This window comes from Agrobacterium tumefaciens (assembly GCA_025559845.1).
Taxonomy (GTDB): domain Bacteria; phylum Pseudomonadota; class Alphaproteobacteria; order Rhizobiales; family Rhizobiaceae; genus Agrobacterium.
In genome coordinates this window covers 2,175,855-2,189,127 of the sequence record CP048469.1, presented here as the reverse complement: position 1 = coordinate 2,189,127, position 13,273 = coordinate 2,175,855, and the positions used below count along the sequence as shown (strand labels likewise).

Annotated in this window: 12 protein-coding genes and 1 other RNA gene; 8 read left to right on the top strand and 5 right to left on the bottom strand. The window is 57.4% G+C overall.

What is annotated here, in order from left to right:
• Positions 1-52 precede the first annotated feature (52 nt).
• Positions 53-1,465: an FAD-binding protein gene (locus FY156_11250; GenBank protein UXS01992.1), complete on the top strand. Its 1,413-nt coding sequence runs from the start codon at positions 53-55 to the stop codon at positions 1,463-1,465.
• A 91-nt stretch (positions 1,466-1,556) separates the two neighbouring features.
• On the top strand, positions 1,557-5,270 hold the full coding sequence (locus tag FY156_11245) for an AsmA family protein (protein UXS01991.1): 3,714 nt from the start codon (positions 1,557-1,559) through the stop codon (positions 5,268-5,270).
• Between the two features lie 43 nt (positions 5,271-5,313).
• Here FY156_11245 and FY156_11240 read toward each other — a convergent pair whose 3' ends face one another.
• The 5 genes from FY156_11240 to ssrA form a co-directional block, all read right to left on the bottom strand.
• Complete coding sequence (locus tag FY156_11240) at positions 5,314-5,640, bottom strand: hypothetical protein (protein UXS01990.1); 327 nt, start codon at positions 5,638-5,640, stop codon at positions 5,314-5,316.
• Positions 5,641-5,816: 176 nt separating this feature from the next.
• Positions 5,817-6,026, bottom strand: a complete 210-nt coding sequence (locus FY156_11235; protein ID UXS01989.1) for an aryl-sulfate sulfotransferase — start codon at positions 6,024-6,026, stop codon at positions 5,817-5,819.
• A 104-nt stretch (positions 6,027-6,130) separates the two neighbouring features.
• The gene (locus FY156_11230; protein ID UXS01988.1) at positions 6,131-6,334 is read right to left on the bottom strand and encodes a DUF4169 family protein; all 204 of its coding nucleotides are present in this window, start codon (positions 6,332-6,334) and stop codon (positions 6,131-6,133) included.
• 47 nt (positions 6,335-6,381) lie between these two features.
• Positions 6,382-6,894, bottom strand: a complete 513-nt coding sequence (locus FY156_11225; protein ID UXS01987.1) for a hypothetical protein — start codon at positions 6,892-6,894, stop codon at positions 6,382-6,384.
• Positions 6,895-7,023: 129 nt separating this feature from the next.
• Positions 7,024-7,393, bottom strand: a transfer-messenger RNA (tmRNA) gene (ssrA, locus tag FY156_11220).
• 138 nt (positions 7,394-7,531) lie between these two features.
• On the opposite strand from ssrA, the gene FY156_11215 reads away from it, so the two are divergent.
• The 6 genes from FY156_11215 (at position 7,532) to FY156_11190 (ending at position 13,196) form a co-directional block, all read left to right on the top strand.
• The gene (locus tag FY156_11215) at positions 7,532-7,840 is read left to right on the top strand and encodes a DUF2853 family protein (GenBank protein UXS01986.1); all 309 of its coding nucleotides are present in this window, start codon (positions 7,532-7,534) and stop codon (positions 7,838-7,840) included.
• A 96-nt stretch (positions 7,841-7,936) separates the two neighbouring features.
• Positions 7,937-8,731: a thymidylate synthase gene (locus tag FY156_11210; protein ID UXS01985.1), complete on the top strand. Its 795-nt coding sequence runs from the start codon at positions 7,937-7,939 to the stop codon at positions 8,729-8,731.
• Positions 8,728-9,255, top strand: coding sequence for a dihydrofolate reductase (locus FY156_11205; protein ID UXS01984.1), 528 nt, complete (start codon positions 8,728-8,730; stop codon positions 9,253-9,255). Before FY156_11210 ends, FY156_11205 begins: the two co-directional genes overlap by 4 nt.
• Before the next feature lie 141 nt (positions 9,256-9,396).
• Positions 9,397-10,518 (top strand): FtsH protease activity modulator HflK, encoded by a 1,122-nt coding sequence (gene hflK / locus FY156_11200; GenBank protein UXS01983.1) that lies wholly within the window; start codon positions 9,397-9,399, stop codon positions 10,516-10,518.
• Between the two features lies 1 nt (position 10,519).
• Complete coding sequence (locus FY156_11195) at positions 10,520-11,440, top strand: protease modulator HflC (GenBank protein ID UXS01982.1); 921 nt, start codon at positions 10,520-10,522, stop codon at positions 11,438-11,440.
• Positions 11,441-11,651: 211 nt separating this feature from the next.
• Positions 11,652-13,196 (top strand): Do family serine endopeptidase, encoded by a 1,545-nt coding sequence (locus FY156_11190; GenBank protein ID UXS01981.1) that lies wholly within the window; start codon positions 11,652-11,654, stop codon positions 13,194-13,196.
• Positions 13,197-13,273 lie beyond the last annotated feature (77 nt).

Below are 13,273 nucleotides of genomic sequence, written 5' to 3'. Positions count from 1 at the left end.
TCGTTAACGGACTGAGTCCGTTACGCGCAGATGTTATGGCGGAGATTGAGCGATGGCTTTGAAGGATGTGGTGGCGGGAAAACGCAATGAAGACGGTATCGCCGCTGTCCTCGGTATCCTCAAGCAGCAGTTCGGAGACAAGTTTCAGACCGGACAATCCTTTCGTGAACAGCACGGCCACACCACGACCTATCTGACATTGCAGGCGCCAGACGGTGTCGTTTTCGCCGAAAGCGCCGACGACGTGAAAACCGTCGTAAAGGTTTGTGCCGAACACAAGGTGCCGGTCATTCCCTTCGGAACCGGCTCCTCTCTGGAAGGTCAGGTCAACGCGCCGAACGGTGGGATTTCCATCGATTTCAGCAGGATGAACCGCATCCTTGCTGTGAATGCCGAGGATCTTGATGTGACCGTCGAGCCGGGTGTCACGCGGGAAGACCTGAATACCTACCTTCGCGATACGGGGCTGTTCTTCCCCATCGATCCCGGCGCAAATGCTTCCATTGGCGGCATGGCGTCGACCCGCGCCTCCGGGACCAATGCCGTGCGTTACGGCACCATGAAAGACAATGTGCTCGCGGTTACCGCCGTCGTTGCGAATGGTGAAGAAATCCGCACGGCGCGTCGTGCCCGCAAATCCTCCGCCGGTTACGATCTGACAAGGCTTTTCGTCGGTGCCGAAGGCACGCTTGGTGTGCTGACCTCGGTCACACTTCGGTTGCAGGGCATTCCGGAAAAGATCGCGGGCGGTGTCTGCACGTTCGATACGATCAAGTCGGCTTGCGATGCCGTGATCATGACAATCCAGATGGGCATTCCCGTCGCTCGTATCGAGCTTCTGGATGAGGTTCAGGTCCGGGCCTGCAACGCCTATTCAGGGCTGAGCTATCAGGAAAAGCCGACGCTGTTCGTAGAGTTCCACGGAACGGAGGAAACGGCTGCGTTGCAGTCCGAACAGTTTGCCGAGATTGTCGGAGAGTTCGGCAGCACCGATTTCAAATGGACGAGCGATGCCGCCGAGCGCAACAAGCTCTGGAAAGCCCGGCACGATGCCTACTGGGCGTCACGCGCGCTCGCTCCTCATCTCGATGGCCTTTCGACAGATGTTTGCGTGCCGATTTCACGGCTTGCCGATTGTGTTGTCGAGACCCAGCGGGACATTCTCGAAAACGGTATGCTGGCACCGATCGTCGGTCATGCTGGCGACGGCAACTTCCACGTGCTTGTGCTCTTTGACGGCAAGGATGCGGAGAGCGTCGCAAAGACGGAAGCCTTCGTTGCACGGCTCAACCGACGCGCCATTGCCATGGATGGCACCTGCACCGGTGAGCATGGTGTCGGGCAGGGGAAGATGAGTTTTCTGGCTGAAGAGGCGGGCAATGCACTTGATGTCATGCGTGCCATCAAAACGTCGCTTGATCCCGACAATATCTTCAATCCCGGTAAACTGTTCCGGCTTTCCTGAACAGTCTCATATTTGATTGGTACAAAAGGCTGATTGCCGCTAAGGCAAAAGGCAATAGATTTTCAGCTTCGCGAAGGGAGATGCAGGTCAAGTGCTCGGACGCATACTGGTTTTTCTGGGCGGACTGCTTGTGGTGGCGTTGTTTTCAGCGCTGCTCATTCCCTATTTCATCGACTGGACGGATTTCCGGCGTGATTTTGAAGACCAGGCAAGCCGCATCGTTGGCAAAAAGGTCGTCGTCCATGGTCCGGTAGAAGCGCGGCTTCTGCCGTTTCCTTCTGTCACGCTGCATGATGTGCGCGCCGGGACGGATGCGGACGGATCGCCTCTCATTCAGATTGCGCGGTTCTCGATGGATGCCGAGCTTGCGCCATTCCTGTCCGGCGAAGCGCGCATCTTCGATATGCGCATCGAGGAGCCGAAGGCACGCGTGCGTCTGTTGAAAGACGGTACGCTGGACTGGATGCGCGGCAGCCGGGCCGAAATTCCGGCTCGCACCGTGGTCCTTGAAAGCGTCGAGATCGAAGGCGGGCAGATCGAGTTTATCGATGAGCAGTCAGGCCGCAATCGCGTCGTTACAGGCCTCAACGCCGACATGTCGGCAAATTCGCTCATCGGTCCATGGAAGGCCGAAGGCCACGCGACGGTTGACGGTTATTCAGGTTCGTTTTCGCTGTCCAGCAGTGAGCCCGATCATGCAGCCGGTCGTATGGGGCTGCGTCTTCGCATTATGCCGAATGACCATCCGGTCGAGATTGACCTCGATGGTGCTGTTTCCGCAGCGCTGGGCAAACCTGTCTATAGCGGCTCCTTTTCCTTCCTGTTCCGTCAGGACGAGAAGCAGAAGCAGGAGGCTGCGCAGTCGATTTTCTCTGCTCCGCGCACCCGCGGCAATTTCGAGCTGACCAATGAAAGCGTGCGTATCCCCAGTTACCGGATGGAACTTGGTGGAAGCGAAAACCCCTATATCGTTACGGGCGAAGCGACCCTCGACACGGGTGCAAAGCCGGAATTTCTTCTGACAGCCGATGGCCAGCAGATTGACGTGGGACGTTTTGCCCCGCCGTCCGTGCAGACCGGAAAAACGTCTCGTATGCCAACAACGTCGGTTCGCCAGCGGATCGAAGCGTTTGCGGCCATGGTGGCGCGGATACCGGTGCCGCCGGTTCCGGGCAAGGCAAGCATCAGTCTTCCTGCGCTGGTGTCCGATGACACCACCATCCGCGATATTCGCCTCGACGTTCGTCCAGATGGCGACGGCTGGCAGATCGTCAATGCGGTCGCCACCTTGCCGGGCCGAACGCAGCTTGAGGCCAAGGGATCGCTTGCCCTGACGGGTGGGCCTGCTTTCAACGGCAACCTGCTTGTCGCTTCCAACCAGCCTTCTGGTCTGGCGAACTGGTTGTCCGGGTCGGTCGATCCGGCGATCCGTCAGCTCAATGCGGCTGGCTTCTCGTCGGATGTTTCGCTGACGACGCTTCACCAGCGTTTTGCCAATCTGGAACTCGCCATTGGCGATGCCTCCCTGAAAGGTGAGCTTGACCGCCGGTCGGATGGCAAAACTTCCAATCTTTCCGTTGATCTTTCCGGCAATGAAATCGATGTCGATGCGTTGAAAGCGCTTGGCAGCCTCGTGCTCGGCGATCAGGTTGGCAGTTCTGTGCTTGACCATCGTATTGAAGCAAAATTCAAGGCAGACCGCTTCAACATGGCGGGCGTTGCCGCCAATCACGTCCAGACAGCGTTCACGCTGGCTGGTGGTGTACTTTCACTCGATAATCTGACCGCCGGTGATGTCGCCGGCGCCGAAGTGCGGGCGCGCGGACAGTTGCAAGGTTCGTTGCTTAAATATGCGGGCAAGGGCACCGTCAACCTGCACGCGGCCGATATGCAGCCATTCTTCGCAATGCTGCAGCAGAAGCTTCCCAACCATCCGCTGCTGAACCGGCTTGCCGCCAGTGCCTCCTGGTACGCCAATTCCGACCTGGCGGTCGACGTCTCTGTCAACAGCGAAAATGGCGGGGCAAACGTCGCTGTATCGGGCACCGTCAATGGCAGCCGACTGTCTGCGGTCGCCAAGATGCCCGATTTCCTGTCGATCACCGATGATACGGCAATGACGCTCGAAGCCGTTTTGAAAAACCAGTCGACCGCGATCCTGTTCGGGCAGGCTGGGCTCGATCCCCTGCCATTCGATGCTGACGGGGAGGGCCTTCTTTCCGTCAAGCTGAATGGTACGCTCGGTTCTGCCGCGCAGACCGACATTCGTTTTTCGACAGAGCGGACCCATTTTTCCGCCAATGGTTCCTTCGCGCTTGGTGCTGCCGATTTCGGGAATGGCGAAGCCGACCTCGCGCTGGAGAGCGCCGATATCGAACCTTATCTCATCATGAATGCGGTCGGTCTGCCGCAACTTGGTGGAGGCATGGCGCTGAAGGCCGGGGCGAAGGTAGCAGTTGATGCGGAAAAGGTCGTGCTTTCTTCGATCAATGGTCAGGCGGGCGGTAATCCCGTTTCCGGCAATCTGACCTTGCAGCGGAATGCCCCTCATTCGGTCACGGGTGATCTCTCTGTAAAAAATGCCGATCTGGCCTGGTTCGGTGATGCGATTTACGGACCCGTGATCGATCCCGAAACTGGTGCGTTGAATGCCAAGCCACTTGCCATGGCAGCATTTCCCGATCTCGATGCGTCCTTGGCGTTCAAGGCGGAGAACTTCGATGCCGGGCCATTCGGCGCTATTACAGGCCTATCTGCAACGCTGTCGCAGAAGTCCGGTACGTTCTCGATGGATGATGTCTCAGGCGCGTTCCTCGGTGGCAAGGTTTCCGGCAGGCTTGCCATGTCGACGGGAGAAGGCGCGGGGATCTTCCGCACCAAGATTGCTGTCACCGATGCCGATCCTCAATCGATTCTCTGGACGAATGCGAATGGTCCCGTTGCGACCGCGCGTGTAGCGGTTGACCTCACTGCCGAATCCACCGGAAAAAGTGTTGGCGAGATTCTCAAATCTGCCGGCGGATCGGGTGAGATTCGCACAACTGGTCTTGTGGTGAAGGGGCTTAACCCCGCAGCCTTCCAGCCGATCCTGCAGGCGGCCGACGCGCTGCAGCCGCCAATCGACGCCGCCAAGGTTCGTCCGCTTGTCGACCAGACGGTCTGGCAGGGCGAAATTCCGCTTGGTGATGTTTCTTTGCCGTTCTCCCTGAGTGGTGGCGCACTTCGTTTCTCAAATATTCGGGTGGAACAGCCTCAAGTCACGCTCTCCGGGGAAGCAACGATCGACCTTGCCGCTCAAGGATTGAAGAGCGATCTCGATCTGCTTTTCAATCCTGGCACTGAGGCGCTTGCAGGCGCTGAGCCTTCGATCCGCCTGAGTTACGCCGGCGCGCTTGCCGCACCTGCTTTGACCACTGATGTCGCAGGTCTGACGGGCTATCTTTCCCTGCGTGCATTCGAGCGTGAGCGGCGGCGGGTGGAAGCGATGCAGGCGAGCGTGCTCGAGAAGCAGCGCCTACGTCGTGAAGTTGCGCTTTATCGTTTTGAAGCTGCAGAGCGTCAGGCTGCAAAGGAGCGGGCCGAGGCAGAAGCCAAGGCAAAGGCCGAGGAAGAGGCGCGTCTCAAGGCGCAGGCGGAAGAACGTTTGCGTCAAGAGAAGGAACAGCAAGAGCGGTTGCAGCAACAACAACAGCAGCAACAGCAACAGACTGCGCCTGAGCAGCAATCTGCTCCCGTTCTGACCGTTCCGCCGACTGAAAATGCCATACGGCAACTGGCGCCCCCGGATGGTGCCGCGACGCCCTGAGGGCAGTGAAAATCCGCTTGGGGATTTTCAGGCTGGCTGGAAATTATACGTAGGCTTCGCGTTCGCCGAACGGCGTCTCTTCGCTGAAGTTTGTCGTGCCGATCCGGTCGCTTTCTCCAGAAAGGCTGCCTTCTTTGGCCGCGCTGCCGGATGTCTGCGACTTCGAGCTGTTTTCCAACGCTTCGAGCTGCGCTTTCAGGGTCGCAATTTCAGCCTTGAGTTCTTCCTTTGCCTTCTCGTCAGCAGCTTCGCTGAGTTCCGATTGCTTGGCGGCAATCTGGGCTTTCAGGTCGTCGGTGCTGGATGAAGACGTGGAGGATGAAGAAAGAACGGATGCGGCAGCGCCTGCTCCGGAAACGGCAGAAACCATTGTTGCGGCTCACTGGAAGAGAAGAATGAGGGAGACTTGAGAAAACTTGAAACAAGGCTACGCAATACAAAAATGCCTTGCAGTGCAAATTAGACCGCGAATGATTAATGAATGCTTTCACGCCGTTATGAGTTTTTGGCAGAATTGTTTCGTAGTCCTTGGTGGGCGCAAAAGCGCTACCGTCCCTTCAACCAGTTGAGTACGAAAACGCGAAGGGAAGAGGAGAGATTGCTGTCGGCAGGGCGATTGTCGTCGATCTCTGCAAGAAGAGCGGCGAAACTAATCTTGCGTTTTTCAGCGATGACTTTGAGTTCATCCCAAAAGGCGTCTTCCAGAGAAATACTGGTGCGATGGCCGTGTAGCGTCGCCGAGTGCTTGCGGATCATCAGACTGGCCTCCGGTCTTCACTTTTCCGGTTGGACATCTGCATCATGATTCGTCCGCAAATCCCTGTTTTTCGATTCTTTTTCGATACGGTTCTTCGACCGCGTCAGTCCTTGCTCGCCTCATCCTCGGGCTTTTCGAGGCGACCTTGATCCAGCGATTTTTTCGCCTTGTCATTCAGAGCGGATGTCAGATTTTTCTCCGCCTTGGTGCGGCCAAAGGTCAGGCGGTTCTGTTCCGCCTGTTTGTCCTTTTCGCTGCGGGCCTTCTGTTTCCGGAACTGACGCAGATTGACGATATCGGCGGCCATGCGGATATCACTCCTCGAGTTTCGATCGTCAGATCCGGTGAAGTGGCTTACTGCTTCTTGCGGAACGCATCCAGCGAGACAACAGAGCCTTCCTTCTTCTCTTCACCAGCCTTGGCGGGTTCAGCGGAAGCTGCAGGCTTTGCCTCATGCGACACAGGGTAAGCTGTGATCTCGGCGTCTTCGGCCTCTTCCTCTTCGGACAGCGGCACGTCGAACTCCAGCTCGAAGTTCACGGACGGATCGTAGAAACCACGGATGGCGTTATAGGGAATCACCAGCTTTTCCGGTGTATCCGAGAAGGACAGTCCAATTTCAAAGCCGATTTCCGTCACCTTCAGGTCCCAGAACTGGTGCTGGATGACGATTGTCATCTGTTCAGCGTATTTCGCCTTGAGATGCTGGGAAATGCGCACACCGGGTGCACCCGTCAGAAAGGTGATGAAGAAGTGATGGTCGCCGGGGAGGCGGCCAGTTGCGGCAACTTCACTCAATACCTTGCGAATAACGCCGCGAAGGGCATCCTGTGCGAGAATGTCGTAACGGATATGATCCTGCCCCATGCGGTCCTGTCTTTCCTTATTCGAACGTCTTTTAACCAAGTATACGCAATGTCTTAAACCGCAGCAACGGAAAAGCCGACGTCACATGCGAGTCAGCTATCATAAAACGAATTCCGGCAAAATGGAGAAGGTGGAGGTTTCTGTTGCCAGGTACCTCCGAACCCCGCCTTACGGGGCTAACCGTAAGGGCTTTAGAGCGGAATTCCCGCACCGCCATTAGGCAGCGAGAGCGTATTCCTTAGCGTTGTTGTCGTTTGCAACTACACTTGTGACCCGATAACGGCGGTATCATGCCGAGCAAAAGTTCGATCTTTACGCCCTTGTCGATCCTATTTCGCCCCCATCAAAAGCCGGCCTCACAAGGCCCGCCGGTTTTTGGTGGAGGCGCCGGGTACCGCCCCCGGGTCCAATAGGTTTATTACACCGACCGTTTATCGCCATAGCCGGGATAAATCCCGGCACGGCTCATATAGGCGTTTCCGATGGCGTAGAAAAGGGGGAAGGTGACAAATCGATGAAGCCATCCCTGTCTTATGTGCACTTTAGCGCATCCTTGACGCGAAGAATTTGCTGGCACATTCTTCCTGCAACCGGTCGCTTTTAAGAAACGCCGGGCCGGGGCGCACAAGGAGCAGATATGACTGACTACTTAGCGGATGTGAAAAAATACGATGCAGCGGCCGACGAGGCTATCGTTGGCAAGATCGTCAAGCACCTCGGAATTGCCTTGCGCAACCGGGATTCCTCACTTGTGTCTGCATCCGACGCCGACGAACTTGCCCGGGTCAAGGCAAGCTGGTGCGGCAAGAAACTCGGTGTGACCGACGACAGCGCAGATCAGGCGATCGCCACCGTTGCGAAAGCCATGGCGGCGGATCGCTCCAAATCTCGCGTGACTTTCTATTATCTGGTTGCCAAGGAACTCGGTAAACTCCAGACTCTTTGAGGTGTCCCGTTTTTTTGGGAAAACCCCAATCTGTCGTTGGTTCCGCTGTCGCTTACCACTATATTCCGTATAGTGACTGAAACGACGGCGGACCGCATGAAACAATATCTCGACCTTCTCCGGCATGTGATGGAAACCGGCTCCGACCGTGGAGACCGTACTGGCACCGGCACGCGTTCGGTGTTCGGTTATCAGATGCGTTTTGATCTTTCCGAAGGTTTTCCGGTTCTCACCACGAAGAAGCTGCATCTGCGCTCCATCATCCATGAACTCCTCTGGTTCCTGAAAGGTGAGACAAACATCGCCTATCTCAAGGACAACGGTGTGACCATCTGGGATGAGTGGGCGGATGAAAACGGAGATCTCGGACCTGTCTATGGTGCCCAGTGGCGTTCGTGGCCTGCGCCGGACGGCCGTCATATCGATCAGATCGCTCTTCTCGTGGAAAGCCTGAAGACCAATCCGAATTCACGCCGTCACATCGTTTCCGCCTGGAACCCGGCGCTGGTTGACGAAATGGCGCTGCCGCCCTGCCATTGCCTGTTCCAGTTCTATGTCTCTGACGGCAAGCTCTCCTGCCAGCTTTACCAGCGTTCGGCGGACATTTTCCTTGGCGTGCCTTTCAACATTGCGTCTTACGCGCTGCTGACGTTGATGGTGGCGCAGGTCACTGGCCTGAAGCCCGGCGATTTCGTGCATACGCTTGGTGATGCGCATATCTATTCGAACCACTTCGAGCAGGCGAAGCTGCAGATGACACGCACGCCCAAGCCATTGCCGACCATGCGGATCAATCCTGATGTCAAGGATCTGTTCGCCTTTAAATTCGAGGACTTTACGCTCGAAAACTATGAGGCTGATTCAAGCATCAAGGCACCGATCGCAGTATGACTGAGCCTCGCATCACGATTATCGTCGCGGTCTCGGAAAACGGCGTGATCGGCCGTGATCTCGACATGCCGTGGAAACTCTCGACCGATCTGAAACGCTTCAAGGCGATGACGATGGGCAAGCCGCTGATCATGGGGCGCAAGACGTTCCTGTCTGTCGGAGAGCGCCCCTTGCCAGGCAGGCCGCATGTCATCGTCAGCCGTGACAGCACCTACCGCCCCGCAGGTGTCGAGGTTGCATCTTCGCTGGAGGAGGCTGTGGCGCTAGCGAAAAGCAAGGCTATCCAGTCGGGCGTCGATGAGGTGTTTGTGGCCGGCGGCGGAGAAATCTACCGCCAGGCTATGTCGTTAGCCGATCAACTTTCCGTCACCCATGTGGAGGTGGCGCTCGAAGGCGATACGTTTTTCCCGGAAATCGATCCCTCGGTTTTCGAGAAAGTCGACGAAACTGCCGCTCCTGCGGGGGAAAAGGACAATTACCCCGTCAGATTTGCCACTTATTTACGAAGAGCCGCGTCAAAGTGAACTATTTACCCTGATCGGGTATTTAGTTACCACCTCTGCGTTGAAACAGGCGCTTCTCCTTCCTATAACGAGGTCGATATTCCCGCCGGACGCGAGCGACCGGTTCGAACGGAGGCGGGAGGCTTATATAAAGAGGTATTGATGCCCTGGAGCAATCAAAATGGAGGCGGCGGCGGCCCTTGGGGCGGCGGCGGTGGAGGTAACAATCAGGGCGGCGGCGGCCCGTGGGGGCAGGGACCGAACCGGCCTCGCGGTGGCGGCGGTGGCGGCAATGGTGGCCCTCCGGATCTGGAAGAGATCATTCGTCGCAGCCAGGATCGTTTCAAGAACGTCATGCCGGGCAATTTCAACGGCGGCGTCGTTGCGATCATCGCCCTCGTTGTTCTCGTTTTCCTCGGTATCCAGTCCATCTATACCGTTCAGCCTGATGAGCGCGGCGTAGAGCTTCGTTTCGGCCGTCCGAAGGATGAAGTGTCGATGCCTGGCCTGCATTTCCATCTCTGGCCAATCGAGACGGTGGAAATCGTCAAGGTTACGGAGCAGCAGCAGAACATCGGTGCACGCGCATCGTCGTCTTCGAGCAGCGGCGTGATGCTGACGGGTGACCAGAATATCGTCAACGTCCAGTTCTCGGTGCTCTTTACCGTTTCCGATCCGAAGTCCTATCTCTTCAACGTCGACAGCCCATCCGAAACCCTGCAGCAGGTTTCCGAAAGCGCCATGCGTGAGGTTGTTGGCCGTCGTCCGGCGCAGGACATCTTCCGTGACAACCGTCAGGCTATCGCGGCCGACGTGCGCGCCATCATCCAGGCTACCATGGACGGTTACGGAGCCGGCATTTCCATCAATGCCGTGGCGATCGAAGATGCAGCTCCGCCGCGCGAAGTTGCCGACGCGTTTGACGAAGTACAGCGCGCCGAACAGGATGAAGACCGTTTCGTCCAGGAAGCCAACCAGTACGCCAACCAGAAGCTTGGTGCCGCACGCGGTCAGGCTGCGCAGATCCTCGAAGAAGCGAACGCTTACAAGTCGCGTGTCGTCAACGAGGCTCAGGGTGAGGCTCAGCGCTTCGTGTCGATCTACGACCAGTACCGCACAGCACCTGATGTTACGCGTCAGCGCATGTTCCTGGAAACCATGGAGCAGGTTCTGAAGGGTTCCAACAAGGTCATCATCGACGAAAAGCAGGGCGTGGTACCTTATCTGCCTCTGAACGAAATCATGCGCGGCAATCCTGGCGCAGCACAGCAGGGGGGCAACTGATATGAGTAACCGTTTTACGGCCATTCTCGTCGGCCTCGCCGTTCTCCTGTTCTTCGGTTATTCGTCGGTCTTCGTCGTTAACGAGCGCCAGCAGGCCATCGTTGTGCGCTTCGGTGAAATTCAGGATGTGAAGACCCAGCCGGGCCTCTACTTCAAGCTGCCTTTCGCCTTCATGGATGCCGATCGCGTTCAGTACATCGAAAACCGCGCTCTGCGTTTCGATCATGACAACATCCGCGTTCAGGTCTCAGGCGGCAAGTTCTACGAAGTCGATGCTTTCGTTGTCTATCGCATTACCGATGCCCGACGCTTCCGCGAAACCGTTTCCGGTGACCAGATGTCGGCAGAATCGCGTCTTCGTACCCGTCTCGATGCGTCGCTTCGCCGGGTCTACGGTCTGCGCGGCTTTGAAGCTGCACTGTCTGATGAACGTGCATCGATGATGCAGGACGTTCGCGACGATCTGCGTCCCGATGCGGAATCGCTTGGTCTCAGCATCGTTGACGTACGCATTCGTCGTACCGATCTGACGCAGGAAGTCTCGCAGCAGACCTTCGACCGCATGAAGGCGGAACGTCTGGCCGAGGCGGAACTGATCCGTGCACGCGGTAACGAAGAAGGCCAGCGCCGTCGCGCTATCGCCGACCGTCAGGTTGTCGAACTGGAATCGGATGCGAGCCGTCAGTCGGAAGTGCTGCGCGGTGAGGGCGATGCCGAGCGTAACCGGATTTTCGGTGAAGCGTTCCAGCGCGATCCGAGCTTCTTCGAGTTCTATCGTTCCATGGCGGCTTACGCCACGGCGTTGAACGGGAATGGTACGACGCTGGTGCTTTCGCCTGACTCGACCTTCTTCCGCTACTTCAACAATATCGACGGCGCGCCGCCTGCGGCGCCAGCGGCACCTGCCGCGCCTGCGAACTGATCTGAAACGAGGCCGGTCACACCGGCCTCTTTCTTTTGCGCGCCTGAATTTCTGCGCGCGGCCCTTGCACCTGTTGCGGTTTGTTGTACGGCTTGATTGTGCGGGGCGGGAGGAATTGCCTGTTCACGAAAAGGTATTTTTACACTTCATCATTCCGCCTTATGCTTTGAGCATATAATCAGGCGATACTATTTGAAACGCGAGGACTCTTATGGCCCTGACCCTTCTTTCGCCCTTCCGCAACAGCATTGCCGCCGTTGCCGGCATCGCTGTCGTTGCAGGCGGCCTTACCATGCCGGTTGCAGCAAGAGCGCAAAGCAATGGGCCGGAATCGGTCGCCGATCTTGCGGCGCCGCTGCTGGATGCGGTCGTGAACATCTCGACGTCCCAGAACGTCAAGACCGAGGGCAAAGGGCCGACACCGCCACGCCTGCCGGAAGGCTCGCCTTTCCAGGAGTTCTTCAAGGATTACTTCGACAATCAGAAGCCCGACAATGGCGGCAAGGTCAGTTCGCTTGGCTCGGGTTTCGTCATCGACCCGACCGGTTATGTTGTCACCAACAATCACGTCATTGAAGGCGCTGACGCGATCGAGGTCATTTTTCCTAATGGCACGAAGCTCAAGGCGAAGCTGGTCGGCACCGATACCAAAACGGACCTTTCGGTCCTTAAAGTTGAGCCAAAGTCACCATTGAAAGCCGTCAAGTTCGGCGATTCCCGCAGCATGCGCATTGGCGACTGGGTGATGGCGATCGGCAACCCGTTCGGTCTCGGCGGTTCGCTGACAGTCGGTGTGATCTCCGCACGTGGACGAAACATCAATGCCGGTCCCTACGACAACTTCATCCAGACGGATGCGGCGATCAACAAGGGCAACTCCGGCGGCCCGCTCTTCAACATGAGGGGCGAGGTCATCGGCATCAACACGGCGATCATTTCGCCAAGCGGCGGCTCGATCGGCATCGGATTTGCGGTTCCCACGGAGCTTGCCCAGAACATCGTTCAGCAGCTTATCGAATTCGGTGAAACGCGTCGCGGCTGGCTCGGCGTGCGCGTTCAGCCGGTTACTGATGATGTCGCGGCTAGCCTTGGCATGGAGACAGCCAAGGGCGCGCTGATTTCCGGTGTGGTAAAGGGTGGTCCGGTTGAAAACGGCCCGATCGAAGCCGGCGACGTTGTCCTGAAATTCGACGGCAAGGATATTCACGAAATGCGCGACCTGCCGCGCATCGTTGCGGAAAGCCCCGTCGGCAAGGAAGTCGATGTGGTGGTTCTGCGCGACGGCAAGGAGCAGACCGTGCGGGTCAAGCTTGGTCAGTTGCAGGATGCGGCTGACGAAAAGGCGTCTGCAGACGAACAGCAGGGCGAGGATGGAGACGGCACCGTCGTCGTACCGGAAGATGATGATGGCGCGGACGATCAGGCACAGGATCAGACCCCTGAGGTCCGCGAAGCTCCTCAAGCGGTCCTCGGTATGAACCTCGTGATGCTGAGCGATGAACTGCGCACCGAAAAGGGCATTGCCGAAAGCGTCGAAGGCGTTCTGGTCGCATCCGTCGATGCTGGCTCGCCTGCGGAACAGAAAGGCATGAAGGCGGGCGATGTGATCGTCGAAGTCGGACAGGACTTCATGGAAGTTCCGGGTGACGTGCTGGTTCGTGTCAATGGCCTGAAATCCGAAGGGCGCAAGAACGCGCACATGATGGTGGCCGACGCGCAGGGCAATCTGCGGGTTGTCGCACTTCCAATCGAATAACACATTCGCTCCACCCGGCAGGAATCGGGTGGCTGACGCGGCGACGTGATCCTATTCCTTGCTCTCGCCAATGGAGG